The sequence below is a fragment of the Streptomyces sp. NPDC031379 genome (genome assembly GCF_055569615.1).
Map to the genome: position 1 here is coordinate 67,332 of NZ_JBVIIT010000025.1, position 18,422 is coordinate 85,753.

Here is an 18,422-nt window from a genome sequence, read left to right on the forward strand (position 1 = left end):
GCGCTGCCGTTTCTCCTCACCCTCCGTACTGCGTACGGACCCCCCCCCCCCCCCCCCCCCCCCCCCCCCCCCCCCCCCTCCCCCCCCCCAGTGCGGTCGACAGGCACGTTCCGCTGAGTGGTGTGGTCAGCAGGTGACCCATCCGCCCTCTCGTGCCGAACGGAGGGCGGCGTCGGTGAGGTGGGCGGCGCGTGCGCCATCGTCGAACGTGGGCAGCCCCTCCCGGTACTCGCCGCGGATCGTGGCGTAGGTGTCGGCGACGAAGGCGTCGAAGCAGTCGTGGAAGCCCTGCGGGTGTCCGGCCGGCAGGGGCGAGTACGGCACGGCCGCCTCGGACAGAGCCATGGGGTCACGGACCAGCCACTGGGATCCTTCGCGTCCGCCGAGCCAGAGCTGCTCCGGGTTCTCCTGGTCGAAGGCGAGGCTGCCCGAAGCTGCGGAGATCTCGACGAAGAGACGGTTCTTGCGGCCGGGGGCGACCTGGCTGACGGAGACCGAGCCGAGGGCGCCGGAGGCGGTGGCGAACTGCACTGTCGCGAGGTCCTCGGTGAGGACGGGTCCGCTCTGCACGCGGTCGGCGACGACGACGGAGGTCTGTGCGCAGAGCTTGGTGATGCGGTCCCCCGTCACGAACTCGACCAGGTCGAACCAGTGGGATCCGATGTCCCCTATCGTCCGACCCGGACCACCCTTCTCGGGATCCACACGCCAGTTGTCGTCGGTCGACTTCAGCAGCCAGTCCTGAAGGTAACTGCCCTGGATCAGACTGACGCGGCCCAGATCAGCCAAGCGGGCCCTCGCCTCGCGCACCATCGCATGGAAGCGGTACGCGAACGGAACCGCGGCGACCAGTCCGGCCTCGCGCGCCCGCTCGGCCATCAGTGCGGCCGTCGGCGCGTCGGTGGCCAGCGGCTTCTCACAGATCACGGCAAGTCCGGCCTCCATCGCCTTGAGTGCGAGCGGAGCGTGCAGGTGGTTGGGGGTGCAGATGTGCACCACGTCGACGAGTCCGGACTGGATGAGTTCATCGGCCGACCCGAAGGCGCGTTCGGCACCGAAGCGCCGGCCCGCCTGGAGCGCTGCCTCCTCGTTCACGTCCGCCACCGCGACGAGCCGCGCTCCGGTCTGACGGGTGGCCCGGGCATGGATTCGGGCTATGAATCCAGTTCCGATGATTCCAGCCTTAACTTCCGCCGACTCACGTCGTATCTCAAGCATGGACGAGATGCTAGAAGCGACTTATGTTCAAGGTCAAGCAAAAGTCTCGCGGTGGATATGCTTTATCCATCGACGCCCGGCGTCACGACATGAGGAGATGCGGAGTTGACCATCGAAGCCGCAGGTGCAGGGGCCCTTCTGGCGATCCTGCGTACCGGACAGGCACGGACCCGCACCGAACTGATGCAGCTCACCGGTCTCGCCAGGTCCACGGTGACCCAACGGCTCGATGCCCTCCTCGACCATCACTGGATCGTGCCGACGGGCGACGCGATCTCCTCGGGCGGCAGGCCGGCCGTGGCGTTCACCTTCAATGCCGGGGCGAGGGTCGTCCTCGCTGCAGACCTGGGCGCCACGCACGCGCGCCTCGCCGTGACCGACCTGGCCGCCCAGGTGCTGGCCGAGCGCAGCCAGGACATGGCGATCACCGAGGGCCCGGAGCCGGTACTGGACTGGCTGGTTCAGGAGTTCGAGAGCCTGCTGACCGAAGCCGGGCACACCATCGCCGACGTCTGCGGTGTCGGCATCGGCCTGCCCGGACCGGTCGAGCACTCGACGGGTCACCCCGTGAACCCGCCGATCATGCCCGGCTGGGACGGCTTCGACGTGCCGGGCTGGCTCGAACCACGGCTCGGCGCCCCGGTGCTTGTCGACAACGACGTCAACATCATGGCGCTCGGCGAGCACTGGGCGGTCAGCCCGGAGATCGAGCACCTGCTCTTCGTGAAGATCGGCACCGGCATCGGCTGCGGCATCATGACCGAGCACCGTCTCCATCGCGGTGCCCAGGGAGCCGCCGGCGACATCGGCCACATTCAGGTCACCAGCGCCCCCGACCGGGTCTGTCGCTGCGGCAACATCGGCTGCCTGGAAGCCGTGGCCGGCGGCGCGGCCATCGCCGATCAACTGCGCGCCCTCGGCGAAGACACGGCGGACAGCCGCGACGTGGTCGCACTGGTCCGGGCAGGAAACCCCGCGGCGATCCAGATGATCCGCCAGGCCGGCCGGAACATCGGTGACGTACTGGCGTCACTGGTGAACTTCTTCAACCCCAGCGCGATCGTCATCGGCGGTGACCTGTCCGACGCCGGTGAGCACCTGCTGGCCGGCGTCCGTGAACTCATCTACAGCCGGTCCCTCCCGCTCGCGACCCAGCATCTGACCGTCCGCGTCCGTCGGCTCGGAGACCGTGCCGGCGTCATCGGCGCGTCCGTCATGGTCATCGAACACGTGCTCAGTCCGACCGCGGTCGACCGCTCGGTCGCAGCCGGCTGACGGTGCCGGGCACCGCCCGGCAGGATGGGCGCGCCGAGAGCCATCGCCGCTGCGGCGACCGCAGAAACGTCGAGCCCTCCGGCCCTCCCCGCCATGCCTCGGCGACCCACAACGGTGCTGGCCCCGCCGACACACGGCGGGGCCAGAACCGGCGACGTCATCGGCCCGTCAGGAGGTCAGCTTCCACTTCTGGTTGGCGCCGCCCCAGCAGCTCCACAGCTGCACCGGCGTGCCCGGCGCCGCGAGGCCGCCCTTGACATCGAGGCACTTGCCGGAGTGCGGATTCACCAGCGTGCCATCGGCTCGCGGCACCCAGTTCTGAGCACCGGTGTTGTTGCAGCGATAGAGCTGGGCCTTCGCTCCGTTGTCGGTGGAAGCCCCGCTCACGTCCAGACACTTGCCCAGCGCCCGCAGGGTCTGCTCGGACCTGGCCCAGGTCTGCGCGGCGGTGCCGTTGCAGGTGTCCACCTGCACCTGGGTTTCATCCGCGGGTTCACCGCCCTGCACGTCCAGGCACAGCCCACCCAGCCCCACGACCGGACCGGACCCGGGCTTGGTGAAGGTGAAGTCGTCGACGTCGAACAGCCCGGACCCACTGCCCTCGAAGGTCAGGTACACATCCGCGGTGCCCCCAGGAACGTCCGACAGGGTCGCCGACACGTCCTGGAACGTCGACCAGCCCCCGGTGTTCGGAACGGCGACCGACCCCAGGATCGGACCGGTCGGGGAACCCGTCCGCACCCGCAGGGTGCCACCCGAGCCACCGGACACGACCCGGGCACGGAACCCGGTCGCCCCGTTCAGGGCGAGCCCGTCGTACCGCGCCCAGTCCCCCGGGTCGATGTAGCCCAGGGTCTGCCCGCCGTTCGCTCCGGCCTTGGCGTAGGAGGACACTCCGCCGGCGTCCGAGTACGACTCGGCCTGCACCGCGCTCGTGCCGCTCAGGTCCTTGATCCGGATGTTGCGGAACGAGACGTCGTCGCCGGTCCCGTGGTTCTGGATGCCGATGTGGCCGGCCAGGGAGCGGGCGGGATCGGTGTTCGTGTAGTCGTTGATCTTCGTGCCGTTCAGGAACACCTGGAGGTGCTCGCCTTCGACAAGCAGCTCGAAGGTGTTCCACTCGCCCGGAGGGTTGAGCGCGGCGTCGCGGGCCGCGGCATCGGGGCCCTGGACGGAGTAGACGGCCCCGGTGGTCTTGTCCGGGGAATCGGTGGCGTCGATCTGGACCTCGTAGCCGTTGTTGACGGCCGACGTCCAGTCATCGGACGGCGGGAAGCCGAGGAAGACGCCGGAGTTGTCGTCGCCGTCCATCTTCCAGTCGAGCCTGAGCGAGTACGAGGTGTACTGCTTGGCGCTGTACCACAGCAGCCCCGTGCCGCCTTGCGATGTCAGGGTGGCGTCGGAGTTGCTGAAGCTCCCCGGGCCGGCCTGCTTCCAGCCGGTGGTCGATCCGTTGTACAGCGTGGTGTACCCGGTTTCGGGGCGGCAGTCGGCGTTGGTTTCGCCTGCCGCATACCGGATACCGCCCAGCAGCATCTTCCGGAACGAGGCGTCGGCCCAGGTCTCCTTCGTGTGGCCGAAGCCCGTGTACCAGGACCGTCCACTGCTGATGGTCTTGCACCAGGTGATCGGGTGGTCGCCCATGGGGGAGGCGGGCGAGTAGGTCGACTCGTCGAGCGAGGCCAGCACATGCGCGCTGGAGCGCGGGTTGCTCCTGTAGTCGTACCACTCGTCGGTACGGGTCCACGGGGCCGAGGCCAGATGGGCCGTGCTGGAGTGCGCCCGGTCCTCGATGTCGACCTTGGCCTGCTGGATGGCAGGGTGCGACTTGAAGTAGGCGCCGACGAGCTTGCCGTAGAAGGGCCAGTCGTACTCGGTGTCGGCAGCCGCATGCGTCCCGATGAATCCCCCGCCGGCTTCGATGTAGCTCTCGAACGCCGACTGCTGGGAGTCGTTCAGCACGTCACCGGTGGTGTTGAGGAAGACGACCGCTTCATAGGGAGCGAGCCCGCTCGCTGTGAACGTGGACGCGTCCTCGGTGGCTGTGACGTTGAAGCCGTTCGCGGACCCGAGGTCCTTGACCGCCTGGATGCCGTCCGCGATGGAGTCGTGGCGGAATCCGGCGGTCTTGCTGAAGACCAGGACATCGAACTGATCCGCCGCGGCGGCATGTGGCGCGGCGCTGACGCTGGCCAGGGTGGTGAGCAGCACCGCTGATGCGCTCAGGAACGATCGGTAGCTCACGTCAGGGCCTTCCACTTCTGGTTGGTGCCGTCCCAGCAGGTCCAGAGCTGCGTGCGACGGCCGTTGTCGGTCTTGGCGTCCTCGACGTCAAGGCACTTGCCGGAGTGGGGGTTGACCAGCGAACCGTCGGCCCGCTGCACCCAGTTCTGCGCGACCGTGTTGTTGCACTCGAAGAGCTGGACCCTCGCCCCGTTCTGTGCGGAGGCCCCCTCCACGTCGAGGCACTTGCCCAGCGCGCGCAGCGTCTGGCCGTCGCGCTGCCAGGTCTGGGCCCCGGTCTTGTTGCAGTCGTAGATCTGAACCTCCGTGCGGTCCTTGGAGTCGCCGCCCTCGACATCCAGGCACTTGCCGGCCAGCCCGACCACCGGGCCGGCGGTGGTGAAGGTGAAGGAGTCGACGTCGAACAACTTGCCGGAGCCACCGGAGAAGGTCAGGTACAGGGTGGTCGTCTCCGCGGCCGCGCCGGACACGCTGCCGGAGACCGTGGTGAACTTCTCCCAGCTCCCCGTGTTCTCGACGGCCGCCGAGCCCAGTACGGGTCCGGTGGGCGAGCCGGCGCGGATCTGCAGGGTGCCGCCGACGCCGCCGGAGGAGACCCGGGCGGTGAACGACTTCACCTTCTCCAGTCGGTAGGGCTTGAAGGAGATCCAGTCGCCGTTGTCGATGTCTCCGACGGTCTGTCCGCCCTCCGCGGCCGTCTTGGCGTACGCCGTGATGCCCGAGGAGTCGTCGTAGTGCTCGGCCTGCCGCTTGCGCAGTTGGGTGGTGACCCGCTTGCCGCCCGGCAGGCCCTTGCTGTCGGCGTACGTGGCGTCGAAGACGGGGAAGAGCCGGGCCGCGTCACCTTCGTTGGAGTCCTCCGCCGTGATCCAGCCAGAGCAGCCCTTGACTGTGCTGAGCTGGTGAGTGTGCGTGTTGGGAGGGGTGTCGTGCCGGACCGCGTTGTTCATCGCCGCCCGGTCGCAGTCGGGTGAGGATCCGTCCTCGTCATCGGTCGCGGTGAACTGGAACGGAATGACGTCACCGAAAGAGATCAGCTGGCCGTCCGCGGGCTGGCTGACCGTGACGGTCGGCGGGGTGTTCCCGACCCCGATGACCACGTCGTCCGTTGCGGTGGCGCCGTTGGAGTCGCGGACGGTCAGGGTCGCCTTGTAGGTTCCGTCGGCTGTGTAGGTGTGCGACGGGTTGGCCTCGGTCGAGGTCGCTCCGTCACCGAATGCCCACGAGTAGGTGATCGGGTCGCCGTCCCCGTCCTTCGACCCGGCCGACGAGAAGTTCACCGACAGCGGGGCGTGCCCGTAGGTCGGGTCGCCCTTGGCCTCGGCCACCGGGGCGTGATTGCCGCCCGACCCGACATAGTCGTAGCGCAGCAGCCTGGAATTCTCATTGAGTTGGAAGTTCCCGCCGGTTCCGTAGTCCAGCACGTACAGGGCGCCGTCCGGGCCGAACTCGACGTCCATGACCTGGTTGACGTTGTCGTTGGGGCTGTTCTTGAAGTCGAGGATCTCGCCGACGCCGCCGGTGGAGGTCAGTTGGATCGCCTTGATCCAGCCGCGGGAGAACTCTCCTGCGAAGAAGTGCCCGTCGAGCGACTGCGGGAACTTGGCGGTCGAGGGGTTGTTCGCGTCGTAGCGGTAGACCGGTCCGGCCATCGGCGCCTCCCCTCCGCTGCCGAACTCCGGAGGGCTGCCGGCGTCGCCGCCGTAGCGGATCCAGGACGGCTTGGCCGGCGGGAGCTTCGTCAGTCCGGTGTTGTTCCGGGAGTTGTTCGTGGGCCCGTTCGCACAGTCGAACTTCGGTCCGGTCGTGTTGGTCGCGAAGTCCCAGTCGTTGTAGGTCTCGGCCGTGGTGTTGGTGCCCGTGCAGTACGGCCAGCCGTAGTTGCCGGGCTCGGTGACGCGGTCGAACTCGACCTGTCCCCCGGGACCACGGTTGGGGTCGGTGGCACCCGCGTCGGGACCGTAGTCGCCGACGTAGATCGCGCCGGTCTGCTTGTCGATGTTCATCCGGTAGGGGTTGCGGAACCCCATCGCGTAGATCTCGGGGCGGGTCTTGGCCGTGCCCGGGGCGAACAGGTTGCCCGCCGGGATGGAGTAGCTGCCGTCACCGTTGACCTTGATCCGCAGGATTTTGCCCCGCAGGTCGTTGGTGTTCGCCGAGGTGCGCTGGGCGTCGTAGGCCTCCTGGCCCGGCCGCTCGTCGAGTGGCGCGTACCCGGTGTTGAACGGGTTGGTGTCGTCGCCGGTGGACAGGTAGAGATTGCCGTCCTTGTCGAAGTCGATGTCGCCGCCCACGTGGCAGCAGATGCCGCGGGTCGCCGCGACGTCGAGGATCTTCTTCTCGCTGGCCATGTCGAGCGTGTAGTCGGACTTCAGCGTGAACATCGACAGCCGGTTGACGTTCTCGGAAGCGGGCGCGTAGTAGAGGTAGATCCGCCGGTTCGAGGTGAAATCGGGGTCGATGCCGACTCCTTGGAGCCCCTCCTCGTCGTTGGTGTAGACGGACAGCGACCCGATCACGGTCGTGTTGCCGTCCTTGTCGGTGCGCCGCAGCTTGCCCTCGCGCGCGGTGTGCAGCACCGACCGGTCGGGCAGCACCTCCATCGCGATGGGCTCACCCAGCTCGCCACCCCCCTTGGCGAGGGTGACCTCCGAGAAGTCCTCGGCAACGATTTCGTGCGCGGCAGCCGGGGTGGACAGGCCGGCGACCGCGGTGAGTGAGGCGGCCATCAGCAGCAACGCTGTAGCCGCGCTCCAGGGGCGTGTTCTTCGGGACACGAAGAGGCCTTTCGATGATCGACGCGTACGCCGACCGCGTCGAGAGGCTGAAGAGCCGTCCCGTCGGCGTGCCACGCGCCGAGATCCGGGACATCGACACAGTGGCAGCGCACGGTTCTGACCGTCAAGACGCTTACATAAGATTAACCTGAGCAGTCTTTTGCTTGACACTCGTCATAAGCCAGATCGATGATGGCGGTACCTGAGAAGCAGTCCCTGTCCTCACGGGTACCGGTGGAGACAGCGATCCGCCGGGACGCCATTCCGGGCCGCTTCACCCGAGCCGTATCGGTCCTCCTGGCACGCCGAGCCATGGACCTCGCGGATGCCACATCACGGGTGGAGCGCCTGGGACGGGGCTTATGACGTCAGGTCACCTGGTGATGAAGGGCGCAGACGGTGACGATGTCCCAGGAGAGCGGCAGAGTGACGTGACGGAACCGCCCCCAAGCGTCCGTTCCGCCCAGTCGCACGATCTCCACCACCGAGCCGGTGCAGAGCATCCGTCATCCCGCCCGCGTCGCCTACGGCGACCTGCTCCCCGGCCGCACGCCCACATGGCCGCGCCTTCCGGCCGTTTCGTCCTGTGCACGGCCTCGGCACGGACCGCGTGTACGCGTACGCCTTCGATCCCGTCACCGGCCGTCTCGCCCTCCACCACACGACCCAGCTGCCTGCCGGCCGGGGCCCTCGCCACCTCGCCTTCCACCCCTCGGCCCCGTACGCCTACCTCGTCAACGAGCTTTCCTCGACCCCCAGCGTCTGCACCCGGGACGCGCTCGCCGGTCTCCTCGAAGCCGTCGCCGAGTACGGCACACGGCAGGACCCGCACGCGCCGAACGCCAACTACCCGGCCGCGGTGCGCCTTTCTCCGGACGACCACTTCATCTACTCCACCAACCGCGGCGACGACCCCATCGCCGTACACGCCGTGAGCGAAGACGGCTCCAGCGTCGACCTGGTCGCCGGCGTTCCCTGCGGCGGGACATGGCCGCGTGACATCGCCCTCGCCCCCGACGAACACTTCGTCTTCACCGGGCCGACCCGCGCCGTGGGTCGACCCTCACTTCAGACCCGCAAGGCCCAGCAGCAGACCCTTCACCTCTGTGGCCGGGACCGGACCCGAGACAGCTTGCGGGTCGGAGCAGAGGAGGAGGGGGCCGTCCTCGGGGTCGGCGGGCAATCGACCGTGGCTGCCGCGCACGGGCGACGGATCGAGCGGTACGACGGCCATGCGGTAGCGCATGCCGAGCTTCTTGCGGGCGAGCGCGGTGGCGGCTTTGACCTTGACGTAGGGGTCGAGCGGGTCCATGAAGAGTTCGACCGGGTCGTAGCCGGGTTTGCGGTGGATCTCGACCAGGCGTGCGAAGTCGGGGGCACGGTCGTCGTCGAGCCAGTAGTAATACGTGAACCAGGCGTCCGGCTGCGCGACGGCGACGAGTTCACCGGAACGCGGGTGGTCCAGGCCGTACCGCTTCTTGCCTTCGTCGTCGAGGAGTTCATCGATTCCGTCGAGGCCCGCGAGCGCGGCACGGGTGGTGTCGAGGTCCTCGGGGCGCCGGACATAGACGTGGGCGATCTGGTGGTCGGCGACGGCGAAGGCCCGCGAGGCCATCGCGTCCAGGTACTCCATGCCGTCCTGTGTGTGCACCTCCAGCAGGCCCGCCCGGCGCAGCGCCCGGTTGATGTCGACGGTGCGGGTGGCGCGGGTGATGCCGTACTCCGACAGCACCACGACAGTACGACCCTCCTCACGCGCCTCGTCCAACAGTGGGGCAATGGCGGCGTCGAGGTCGGCGGCCGCCTTCAGGGAGCGCGGGTCGTCGGGGCCGTAGCGCTGGAGGTCGTAGTCGAGGTGGGGGAGGTAGCAGAGCGTCAGGTCGGGGTGGCGGGTGGCGTTGATATGGCGGGTGGCGTCGATGATCCAGTGGCTGGAGACCAGATCGGCGCCGGGGCCCCAGAAGTGGAAGAGCGGGAAAGTGCCGAGCTTGTCGGTGAGTTCGTCGTGGAGGGCGGCGGGACGGGTGTAACAGTCGGGTTCCTTGCGGCCGTCGGCGTAGTAGATCGGACGTGGGGTGACGGTGATGTCGGTGTCTGCGCCCATGGCGTACCACCAGCAGATGTTGGCGACCGTGTAGCCGGGGTGGGCGCGGCGGGCGGCGTCCCACAGCTTGTCCCCGGCGACCAGGCCGTTGTGCTGGCGCCACAGCAACACTTCGCCCAGCTCACGGAAGTACCAGCCGTTGCCGACGATGCCGTGCTCCGAGGGCAGGGTGCCGGTCAGGAACGTCGACTGCGCGGCACACGTGACCGCGGGCAGCACCGTACCGAGCGGCGCCTCGGAGCCGGTGTCGGCAAGCGCCCTCAGATGGGGCATGTGATCCAGCAGGCGGGGGGTGAGGCCGACGACGTCGAGCACGAGCAGCGGGGTGGGGTCGGTCATGGCAGCTCCTTCAGGCCGAGGTCGGTCAGCAGGTCGCGCGCGAAGGCGAGTTCGGCTGCGATGCCGTCGATCAGGCCGGCGCGGTCGGCCGGCCGGAGGGAGGGCGGCAACGCCTGCCAGGTGTAGGTCTCCACCTCCAGGTGGTGCGTGCGTGCCATCGGGCCGCCGACAAGGCGGGTGAGGCAGTCCCGCAGCACGGGGAGTGTGGCGGTCAGTGGCGGTGTGGGCACCGCCTGCAGCGGAACGTGGAAGTGCGCACGCCACGGTGCGGTGACCGGGAGGCCGCCGAGACGGAGGGCCTCCCCGAGGTCGTCGGTGCCCCGCAGCCCGTCCTTCGTCCGCACCCGGGTCTGGTGCAGGAATCGGGGTTCGTCGAAGGCCGCGAGGGCCTGGCGTACCTCGGGCAGGTGCGGGTCCTGCGCGTGGAGGGCGGCGGAGAGTTGAGCCTTGACGACGGGGATGCCCGCGGTCTGGAGCCCGCCCAGCGCGGTCGCAGGGTCCTGGAAGGAAGTGGCGAGGTGACAGGTGTCCACGCAGACGCCGATCCGGTCGTGGCCGATGTCGGCGAGCGGGCCGATGGCATCGGCTGTGGTCTCCACGACGCAGCCGGGCTCGGGCTCCAGACCGACGCGGATCGACCGTCCGGTGGACCTCTCCATGGCGTCGAGGTACTCGGCCAGGGTGACCAGCGCGATGTGGGCCGCCTGAGCCGATCTGTGGTCGAAGGACGTCCGCCAGGCCAGGGGAAGGGTGGAGATGCTGCCTTCCCCGACATCGGCCGGCATCAGTGCGGAAAGCAGCCGGGCCAGGTCGGCCGTGTAGCGGAGGCGTTCTGAGTCATTCCAGTCCGGCTTGTACACGCGGTACTTGACCTCTTCGGCGCCGAAGCCTTCGTACGGAAAGCCGTTGAGGGTGACGACCTCCAGATGCCGCTGCCTCAGCTCGGTACGCAGCAGTCGCAGGGCGTCGGGGTACCGGATGAGGGTGTGCGCGGCGTCTTTGGCGAGCCATAGGCCGATACCGAGGCGGTCCCGGCCGAGCCGGTGCCGCACCGGCTCGCAGTAGTCGCGGAGCTGGGCCAGCACTCCGCTGAGCGTCTCTGCGGGGTGGACATTGGTGCAATACGCCAGATGGACCGTGGAGCCGTCCGGGTGCCGGAAACGCATGCGGTCACTCCCCGCCTCTGAGGACTGAGTTGCCCTCGTGGGTGGCGTCGGTGGCCGCGACGTCCAGGTTCAGCCGGCCGCTGAGCCCGTAGAAGGCGACCGGGTTGCGCCACAGCACAAGGTCGACGTCGTCCTCGGTGAAGCCCTCGGCCAGCATGAGGTCGGCGACCTTGCGGGTCCTGAGGGGGTCGCTGCGGCCCCAGTCGGCGGCCGAGTTCACGAGCAGGCGCTCGGGCCCGTACGTGTGCAGTATGGAGACCATGCGCTTCTCGTCCATCTTGGTGTCCGGGTAGACGGAGAAGCCGAGCCAGCAGCCGCTGTCCTTGGCCTCCTTGACGGTGGTCTCGTTGAGGTGGTCGACCAAGACGCGGCTCGGGTCGAGTGCGGACTCCCGGACCACGTCAAGAGTGCGACGCAAGCCGACGAGCTTGTCGCGGTGCGGGGTGTGCACGAGCGCGGGCAGACCATGGTCGGCGGCGAGCTGGAGCTGGGCGGCGAGGGCGGTGTCCTCGGCGGGGGTCAGCGAGTCGTAGCCGATCTCACCGACGGCCACGACCTGGTCCTTGACGAGATAGCGGGGCAGTTCGTCCAGGACGGGCAGACAGCGCGGGTCGTTCGCCTCCTTTGGGTTGAGGGCGAGCGTGCAGTGGTGGGCTATGCCGTACTGGGCGGCGCGGAAGGGCTCCCAGCCCAGCAGGGAGTCGAAGTAGTCGTAGAACGAGGCGGGCGAGGTGCGGGGCTGGCCCAGCCAGAAGGACGGCTCGACGACCGCGCAGACGCCGGCCGCGTGCATGGCCTCGTAGTCGTCGGTGGTCCTGGACGTCATATGGATGTGCGGGTCGAAGATGCGCATGTCAGTGCTCCTGGGTGGCGAGGCGAAGGGCTCGGTGGAGGTCGGCCGGCACGGAGCGGCCCGCGGCGGTACGTTCGGCCGCGTAGTCGGTGAGCATCCGCGCCAGTTCCCCGTCCCCGGCCGCGCGGCGTTCGAGGTCGGCCACCTCGCCCAGGGGCACGCCGGTGAACAGGCACTTCAGTACGGCGTGCCGCCAGGCGTGGGCGCCCAGGTGTTCGGCGGCATACGGGCCCATGGCGGCGGCGACGAGCCGGGTGTCGTTGGTGCGCAGGGCGTCCTCGACCAAGGGAAGGGCATCGGCGGGGGTCAGGTGCGGGAGGTGAGGCAGCACATGAAGGACGGCGCGGCGTTCGTCGGCTGTGCCGTGCGCGTACAGCCGGGCGAGGGCGGAGGGCCCCGGCTGGACCGCATGAAGGAGGAGGACGCGGGCGACGTCCTCGGCACCCCGGCACCGCCGTCCCGCCTCGGCGAACCGCGCCTCCCAGACGGGCAGCGAACGAGGCGGGGCGTTCTTGGCCGCGGCGGCGTCGACAACGGCCTCGGTCAGCCAGACACGGACGGGGGTGTCGAGCCGCTCCCACATTCCGGCGAGGTCGGCGGTCGGCTGTGTGGTCATGCGTGTGCTCCTTCCTCAAGGCCGCGCAGGTAGTGAAGGGAACCTGCGGCCAGACTCGGACCGGCGTGCGAGTGGCGGGGCAACTCCACGCTGATCAGGCCCTGGTAGCCGGTGTAGGTGAGGTCGGCGAGGGCATCGAGGACGGGCGGGAAGTCGATCTCGCCCGAACCGAACGGGAGGTGCTCGTGGATTCCGCGCCGCATGTCCTCGATCTGCACGTGGCGCACCCAGGGCGCGGCCGTTCGGATGCAGTCGGCGGGCGGGGCGGGCTCCAGGCACTGGCAGTGGCCGATGTCCAGGGTCAGGCCGAGCGCCTCGGGGTTATCGAGCAGGTGGCGCAGGTGGTGGAAGTCGGCCAGGGTGGCGAGGAGATGGCCGGGCTCGGGTTCCACGGCGAGCGGCACGCCCAGAACGGTGGCCGCGTCGAGGACGACCGCCAACTCGTCGGCCAGCCGCTTCCATGCCGTGTCCGGATCGACGCCGTCGGGGATGACGCCGCTGAAGCAGTGCACCGCGTGCGCGCCCAGGTCGGCGGCGGTCTGGACGGCCCGCACCAGCATGCGCACCCGGGCCGCGCGCCCCTCGGGTTCGGGATCGAGCAGCGAGGGGCCGTGTTTGCGGCGCGGGTCGAGGACGTAGCGGGCGCCTGTCTCGATGGTCACCGTCAGCCCGAGGGCGTGCAGGGTGCGGGACAGCCGGCTCACCCGGACGGAGAAGTCCGGCGCCATCGGATCGAGGTGCATGTGGTCGAGGGTGAGTCCGACGCCGTCGTAGCCGAGGTCGGCGAGGAGGAACAGCGCGTCGTCGAGCCGTAGGTCGGTCAGTCCGTTGGTGCCGTAGGCCAGGCGGAGGGTCATGTCGGGCTCACCTTCCGGGAGACACGGCGCGCCAGCGGCACCAGTGCCATCAGTGCCCCGCCGAGGGCGGGGGCGCCGGCGCGGGCCGCGAGGGCGGCCTGGAGGGGGATGAGTGATCTGATCCCGCCTCCCACCGCGCGTTGTGTGAGGGGCGGGGAGGGGTTGAGGGTGGCGTGCAGGTAGGGCCGGGCGGCCGTGGCGCCGTAGAGGGTGGCGAGAGCCGGGGCGGTGAGGTCGCGGGCCAGTTGCCTGCCGGAGCGGTAGGCGACTGGGGATCCCGCCGGCCCGTCCGAACGCCTCCATGCGAGTGTTGCCCCGATGGCGCTGCTTGCGGCCAGTGCGGCCAGGGGAGCCAGGGCGGATCCGCCGGTGGTCTCGTTCCGGGCGACACGAGTGACCGCGTACGTGTGGGCGGCCAGTGCCGTCGAGGACAGGGCCACGGCGGGGCGAAGAGGCCGTCCGCCGGCCGCCACCGCGCCGAGCAGCAGGTCCAGGCCGCGGGCCGCGCCCATCGCCACCGCCCCCGCGCGGGTGTGCTTGAGCTTCAGGTCGTACGCCCAGACGGTTGCGGCCAGGCACCCGGCGACCGCCGCGGCCGGGCGCCCTGCCCGCGCCGCGAGGGCGAGAGCGGCCCCCGTGAGCCCGACCGCCGCCCCCACAGCGGCGGCTGGGGGTATGCGACCCGACGGAAGGGGTCGGTCCGGGCGCTCACGCGCGTCCTCTTCCTGGTCCGCCCAGTCGTTCAGGGCCATGCCCGCCTCATACAGGCACAGGGAGCAGCCGATGGCGAGCGCCGTACGCCGGTCTGGGCGCACTCCGGCGGCCGCCGCCCCGGCGAGCGCGTCGCCGGGGACGGTGAACAGCGCCGAGACGCGCAGCAGTTGGGCCCAGTCGCGGAGCTCGCTCACGCGCCCGCCGTCCGCAGCCGGTCGGCGAAGCCGAGCAGCGCCAGGTACTGCTCGGACAGCGACGAAACCGCCCCCGGGTCGGGATCCTTGAAGAAGAACCCCAGCTCGGGCAGCGGACCGGTCAGCCCCGCTTCGTGCGCCCGGGCGACGAGCCGGGCCAGGTCGAGGACGAGCGGCGCCGCGAGCGCGGAATCGCACCCCTGCCAGGTGGTCTGCAGTACCATCCGCGCGCCGAGGAACCCCTCGAAGGCGATGTGGTCCCAGGCCGTCTTCCAGTCCCCCATCGACGGTACGTCATCGATGTGTACCACGCCCTCGGGGGCGGCCCCGAGGGTCTCGGCGAGGACCCGTGTCTTGCCGGCGTTCTTCGCGGCGGCAGCGTCCGGGTCGGCGAGCGCCGCACCGTCTCCCCCGCCCAGGAGATTGGTGCCGGACCAGGACCGCACGGTGAGCGCGCGCTGTGCGAACATCGGGCCGAGCACGGAGCGCAGCAGGGTCTGCCCGGTCTTGCCGTCCCTCCCGGCCACCGGTACGTCGTACGGGCCGTGGAGCGCCGGATGACGAAGTCCGGTCGAGGGGGTGAAGTTCACGTACGCGGCTCCTGCGCGCAGAGCGGCGGCGGCGTACAGCGAGCTGGCCGGCAGTCTGTCGTCCCCCGCGAGGGGCGCGGGTTCCGTGGAGGCGACGTTGACAACGACACAGCGGGCGAGGTTGTTGCGCCTCTGGAAGGAGCCGATGTCCTCGGTGAAGGCACTGATCAGTTCGTGATCGTCGCGCAGGTCGTCGACGAGGGGGCCACCGGTGCGTATCTCGGCGTCGGCCGCGGCAAGTTCACCGCGCACCGCATGAGGTACATCGTGCGGGAGGACGCCCTGGGCGGCGAGCTGCTCGGCACGCTTCGGCAGGGGGCAGGCGGCCACGTCGTGCCCGCCGAAGACAAGGTGTCCCAGGTCCGGGAGCCCGCATCCCGCGAAGGGCGGAGTGAGGGTGACCATCCCGACGGCCGGCTGAAGTCCGCCGCCGACGGCCGCGCACCCGGCCACCACCGTGGTGGCGACAGAGCCACGGGCTCCGATCAGCCAGATTCCCGTACGGGTCACTGCCGGTGTGGATGTCGATGACGTCATCACGAGCGCCTCTCTGCCGTTCTTGTTCGTGGTGTATGCGTGTGATGAGTGGAAGATCCGTGCCGGGGGCGAGAGCCGCTGTCCCCGGCACGGACCCGTTGGTGGCGGGGTTCCTCGGTCGCCTGGTTCAGGCGGAGGACCCTCGATGCGTGGACCTCAGGTCAGGAGCGCTCAGGACGGCAGAGTCCACTGCTGGTTGGCCTTGCCGTGGCAGGTCCACAGGTGCAGGTGTGTTCCGTCGCCCCAGGTGCTGCCCTCGGCGTCGAGGCACTTGCCCGAGTGCGGGTTGCGGACCGTGCCGTCGCTCTGCGACCGCCATTCCTGGGCGGGGGTGTCGTTGCAGGTGTAGAGCTGGATCTTCGTGCCGTCGTCGGTGCCACGCCGCTGCACGTCCAGGCACTTGCCGTTGACGCCCTTCACCTCACCGGTGCGGGTGCCGCCGGATCCGTCCGTCACGATGTCGAAGTCGTCGACGTCGAAGAGGGCTCCGCTGCCGCCCTTGAAGACCAGGTAGATCTTGGTGGTCGCGTCGGGCAGATCCCGCAGCGTGGTCTCCACGTCGGCGAAGGTCTCCCAGCCGCCGGTCGGCTTCACCTCGGCGGAGCCGTGCAGCGGACCGGTCGGGGAACCGGTGTGCAGCTCCAGCGTGCCGCCCGCGCCGCCGGAGGAGACCCGGGCCTTGAGCTTGGTCGCTCCGGTGAGCCGGTACGGGTCGAAGGAGATCCAGTCGCCGTTGTGGATATCGCCGACCGTCTTACCGCCATGGGCCGCGGCCTTGTCGTACAGCTTCAGGTTGCCGCTCTGGGTGGTGAAGTGCTCGGCCTGGCGGTGGTGCGGCTGGAGGGTGACCTGGCTCCTGCCGGTCAGGGGCGTCTGGCCGCCTGCACCGTTGTCGGTGTACTCGGCTCCCACAAGGCCGAATATGTTGGCGTCCTGGTCGTGTTCGCCGTCCTTGGGCGGCGTCAGGGTGCCCTCGCAGCCCTGGACCCTACTCAGCTCGTGGGCGTGGCTGTCGTGTCCGAGGCTGAAACGGACGGTGACCTTGGAGCAGTCGATCTCGGGCTCCTCGGGGTCGGTCACCTTCACCTTGAAGGGGACCGGGTCGCCGAACTCGTACAGGGAACCGTTGGCGGGGCTGACGATCTCCACCTTCGGCTTGGTATTGCCCACGACCACGCGCACGCTCGCGTGGCCCTCGTGGCCGTCCGGGTCCTTGGCGGTGAACGTCGCCTGATAGGTGCCGTTCCGCTCATAGGTGTGGCTGGGGTTGGCCCCCTCGCCCGTGGTGCCGTCGCCGAAGTCCCAGGAATAGGTGAGGTCCGTGCTGTCGCCGTCGGTGGCCTTGCCGGTGAAGGAGACCTTCAGCGGGGCGGCCCCGTCGGTACGGTCGGCGCTCGCCTCGGCGACCGGGGTGAGGCCGTCCTTGGCGTAGTCGATGCGGTAGAGCGCGGAGTTGGCGTCGCCGCCGAAGGTTCCCGTGCCGTAGTCCAGGACGTACAGCGCCCCGTCCGGGCCGAAGGTCATGTCCATGACCTGGGTACCGGTCCACGGGAACGCGTTGATCTTCTGGACGGTGCCGTCCTCGCCCTGCTCGATCCGCTTGATCCAGCGGCGCCCGTACTCGCCCGCGAAGAAGTCCCCGTCGTACTCCTGGGGGAACTTCACCGACGAGGTCGAGTCCGCGTCGTAGCGGTAGACGGGACCGGCCATCGGGGACTCGGAGCCGGAGCCGAACTCGGGCACCGAACCACCGTCGTACGGGATCCAGGCCGGCTGCGCGGGGGGCAGGTCGGTGAGGCCGGTGTTGAACCGGGAGTCGTTCTTGGGGGCCGCACAGTCGAACTTCGAGCCCGGCTTGCCGGTGGCGAAGTCGTGGTCGACGTAGGCGTCGTTCTTGCCGGTGCAGAACGGCCAGCCGAAGTTGCCGGGCTTGGTGACGCGGTTGAACTCGACCTGGCCGGCGGGACCGCGGTTCGGGTCGGCCGCGCCGGCGTCGGGCCCGTAATCGCCCACGTAGATCACGCCGGTCTTCTTGTCGACGCTCATCCGGAAGGGGTTGCGGAAGCCCATCGCGTAGATCTCGGGACGGGACTTGTCGGTGCCCTTGGGGAAGAGGTTGCCGTCGGGGACGGTGTAGGAGCCGTCGGCGGCGACCTTGATCCGCAGGATCTTGCCGCGCAGGTCGTTGGTGTTCCCGGCGGAGCGCCGGGCGTCGAAAGCCGGGTTGCGGCTGGCGCGGTCGTCTATGGGGGTGTAGCCGTCGGAGGCGAACGGGTTGGTGTCGTCGCCGGTGGACAGGTAGAGGTTGCCGTCCTTGTCGAAGTCGATGTCGCCGCCGACATGGCAGCACAGGCCGCGTGAGGCCGGAACGTCGAGGACCTTCTTCTCGCTGCTCAGGTCGAGGGTGCCGTCGTCCTTCAGAACGAACCGGGAGAGGCGGTTGACGCCGTCGAACTTCGCGAACCCGTCGGCCGGCCCGTCGCTGGGGGCGTCGCCGGCGGGAGTGTCGAGCTTGGGCGCGTAGTAGAGGTAGATCGCCCGGTTGTTCGTGAAGTCCGGGTCGATGCCCACGCCCTGGAGTCCCTCCTCGTCGTGCGAGTAGACGGGGATCTTCCCGGCGACGCGGCTGGAGCCCGACGGGTCGGTGAGGTACAGGGTGCCGTCGCGTGAGGTGTGCAGGACCGAGCGATCCGGCAACACGGCCAGCGACATGGGTTCGCCGACCTGGTCCGGACCCTTGGCCAGGGGGGTTTGCACGAATGTCGGGGCCGCGGCAGCGGTGTGGGGTTCGTCCTGGGGGGGGGGGGGGGGGGGGGGGGGGGGGGGGGGGGGGGGGAGGGGGGCGGGGGGAGGGGGGGGGGGGGGGGGGGGGGGGGGGGGTGGTGGGGGGGAGGGGGGGGGGAGGGGGTGGGGCTGGTGGTGAGCGGAGGGCGGAGGG

General features: G+C 69.7%; 12 protein-coding genes and 1 pseudogene. 2 read left to right on the forward strand and 11 right to left on the reverse strand.

Annotated features, from left to right (window positions below):
* Nucleotides 1-126 precede the first annotated feature (126 nt).
* Nucleotides 127-1,218, reverse strand: coding sequence for a Gfo/Idh/MocA family protein (locus tag ACZ5CW_RS31480; RefSeq protein WP_468607354.1), 1,092 nt, complete (start codon nucleotides 1,216-1,218; stop codon nucleotides 127-129).
* A gap of 105 nt (nucleotides 1,219-1,323) precedes the next feature.
* Between ACZ5CW_RS31480 and ACZ5CW_RS31485 the strand changes: the two genes are divergently transcribed.
* On the forward strand, nucleotides 1,324-2,493 hold the full coding sequence (locus ACZ5CW_RS31485; protein ID WP_468607356.1) for an ROK family protein: 1,170 nt from the start codon (nucleotides 1,324-1,326) through the stop codon (nucleotides 2,491-2,493).
* A 168-nt stretch (nucleotides 2,494-2,661) separates the two neighbouring features.
* On the opposite strand, the gene ACZ5CW_RS31490 is transcribed toward ACZ5CW_RS31485, so the two are convergent.
* Nucleotides 2,662-4,737: a ThuA domain-containing protein gene (locus ACZ5CW_RS31490; RefSeq protein ID WP_468607358.1), complete on the reverse strand. Its 2,076-nt coding sequence runs from the start codon at nucleotides 4,735-4,737 to the stop codon at nucleotides 2,662-2,664.
* Nucleotides 4,734-7,466, reverse strand: coding sequence for a PQQ-dependent sugar dehydrogenase (locus tag ACZ5CW_RS31495; RefSeq protein WP_468607360.1), 2,733 nt, complete (start codon nucleotides 7,464-7,466; stop codon nucleotides 4,734-4,736). The genes ACZ5CW_RS31490 and ACZ5CW_RS31495 overlap by 4 nt, the downstream gene beginning before the upstream one ends.
* A gap of 634 nt (nucleotides 7,467-8,100) precedes the next feature.
* Between ACZ5CW_RS31495 and ACZ5CW_RS31500 the strand changes: the two are divergent.
* A pseudogene (locus tag ACZ5CW_RS31500) lies at nucleotides 8,101-8,541 on the forward strand (lactonase family protein); the annotation flags it as partial.
* Between the two features lie 36 nt (nucleotides 8,542-8,577).
* On the opposite strand, the gene ACZ5CW_RS31505 reads toward ACZ5CW_RS31500, so the two are convergent.
* The 8 genes from ACZ5CW_RS31505 to ACZ5CW_RS31540 all read right to left on the reverse strand — a co-directional run bounded on the left by ACZ5CW_RS31505 (nucleotide 8,578) and on the right by ACZ5CW_RS31540 (nucleotide 18,241).
* Complete coding sequence (locus tag ACZ5CW_RS31505) at nucleotides 8,578-9,957, reverse strand: nucleotide pyrophosphatase/phosphodiesterase family protein (protein ID WP_468607362.1); 1,380 nt, start codon at nucleotides 9,955-9,957, stop codon at nucleotides 8,578-8,580.
* Complete coding sequence (eboE, locus tag ACZ5CW_RS31510) at nucleotides 9,954-11,123, reverse strand: metabolite traffic protein EboE (RefSeq protein WP_468607364.1); 1,170 nt, start codon at nucleotides 11,121-11,123, stop codon at nucleotides 9,954-9,956. The genes ACZ5CW_RS31505 and eboE overlap by 4 nt, the downstream gene beginning before the upstream one ends.
* 4 nt (nucleotides 11,124-11,127) lie before the next feature.
* Complete coding sequence (locus tag ACZ5CW_RS31515; RefSeq protein WP_468607366.1) at nucleotides 11,128-11,976, reverse strand: TatD family hydrolase; 849 nt, start codon at nucleotides 11,974-11,976, stop codon at nucleotides 11,128-11,130.
* 1 nt (nucleotide 11,977) lies between these two features.
* Nucleotides 11,978-12,592: an EboA domain-containing protein gene (locus ACZ5CW_RS31520; protein WP_468607368.1), complete on the reverse strand. Its 615-nt coding sequence runs from the start codon at nucleotides 12,590-12,592 to the stop codon at nucleotides 11,978-11,980.
* A complete protein-coding gene (locus ACZ5CW_RS31525) occupies nucleotides 12,589-13,449 on the reverse strand; it encodes a sugar phosphate isomerase/epimerase family protein (protein ID WP_468607370.1) in 861 nt (286 codons plus the stop codon). The genes ACZ5CW_RS31520 and ACZ5CW_RS31525 overlap by 4 nt, the downstream gene beginning before the upstream one ends.
* Nucleotides 13,446-14,357 carry an SCO3242 family prenyltransferase gene (locus ACZ5CW_RS31530; RefSeq protein WP_468607371.1) on the reverse strand — a complete coding sequence of 304 codons (912 nt, stop codon included), beginning with the start codon at nucleotides 14,355-14,357 and terminating at the stop codon, nucleotides 13,446-13,448. The genes ACZ5CW_RS31525 and ACZ5CW_RS31530 overlap by 4 nt, the downstream gene beginning before the upstream one ends.
* Nucleotides 14,354-15,484, reverse strand: a complete 1,131-nt coding sequence (locus tag ACZ5CW_RS31535) for an inositol-3-phosphate synthase (protein ID WP_468607373.1) — start codon at nucleotides 15,482-15,484, stop codon at nucleotides 14,354-14,356. The genes ACZ5CW_RS31530 and ACZ5CW_RS31535 overlap by 4 nt, the downstream gene beginning before the upstream one ends.
* Nucleotides 15,485-15,655: 171 nt before the next feature.
* A complete protein-coding gene (locus ACZ5CW_RS31540; protein WP_468607375.1) occupies nucleotides 15,656-18,241 on the reverse strand; it encodes a PQQ-dependent sugar dehydrogenase in 2,586 nt (861 codons plus the stop codon).
* Nucleotides 18,242-18,422: the final 181 nt, after the last annotated feature.

Bases quoted from the DNA above. Each gene is read 5' to 3' on its own strand.
- ACZ5CW_RS31480 (WP_468607354.1), bottom strand. From the start codon at position 1,218: ATGCTTGAGATACGACGTGAGTCGGCGGAAGTTAAGGCTGGAATCATC.
- ACZ5CW_RS31495 (WP_468607360.1), bottom strand. From the start codon at position 7,466: ATGGCCGCCTCACTCACCGCGGTCGCCGGCCTGTCCACCCCGGCTGCC.
- ACZ5CW_RS31505 (WP_468607362.1), bottom strand. From the start codon at position 9,957: ATGACCGACCCCACCCCGCTGCTCGTGCTCGACGTCGTCGGCCTCACC.
- eboE (WP_468607364.1), bottom strand. From the start codon at position 11,123: ATGCGTTTCCGGCACCCGGACGGCTCCACGGTCCATCTGGCGTATTGC.
- ACZ5CW_RS31515 (WP_468607366.1), bottom strand. From the start codon at position 11,976: ATGCGCATCTTCGACCCGCACATCCATATGACGTCCAGGACCACCGAC.
- ACZ5CW_RS31520 (WP_468607368.1), bottom strand. From the start codon at position 12,592: ATGACCACACAGCCGACCGCCGACCTCGCCGGAATGTGGGAGCGGCTC.
- ACZ5CW_RS31525 (WP_468607370.1), bottom strand. From the start codon at position 13,449: ATGACCCTCCGCCTGGCCTACGGCACCAACGGACTGACCGACCTACGG.
- ACZ5CW_RS31535 (WP_468607373.1), bottom strand. From the start codon at position 15,484: ATGACGTCATCGACATCCACACCGGCAGTGACCCGTACGGGAATCTGG.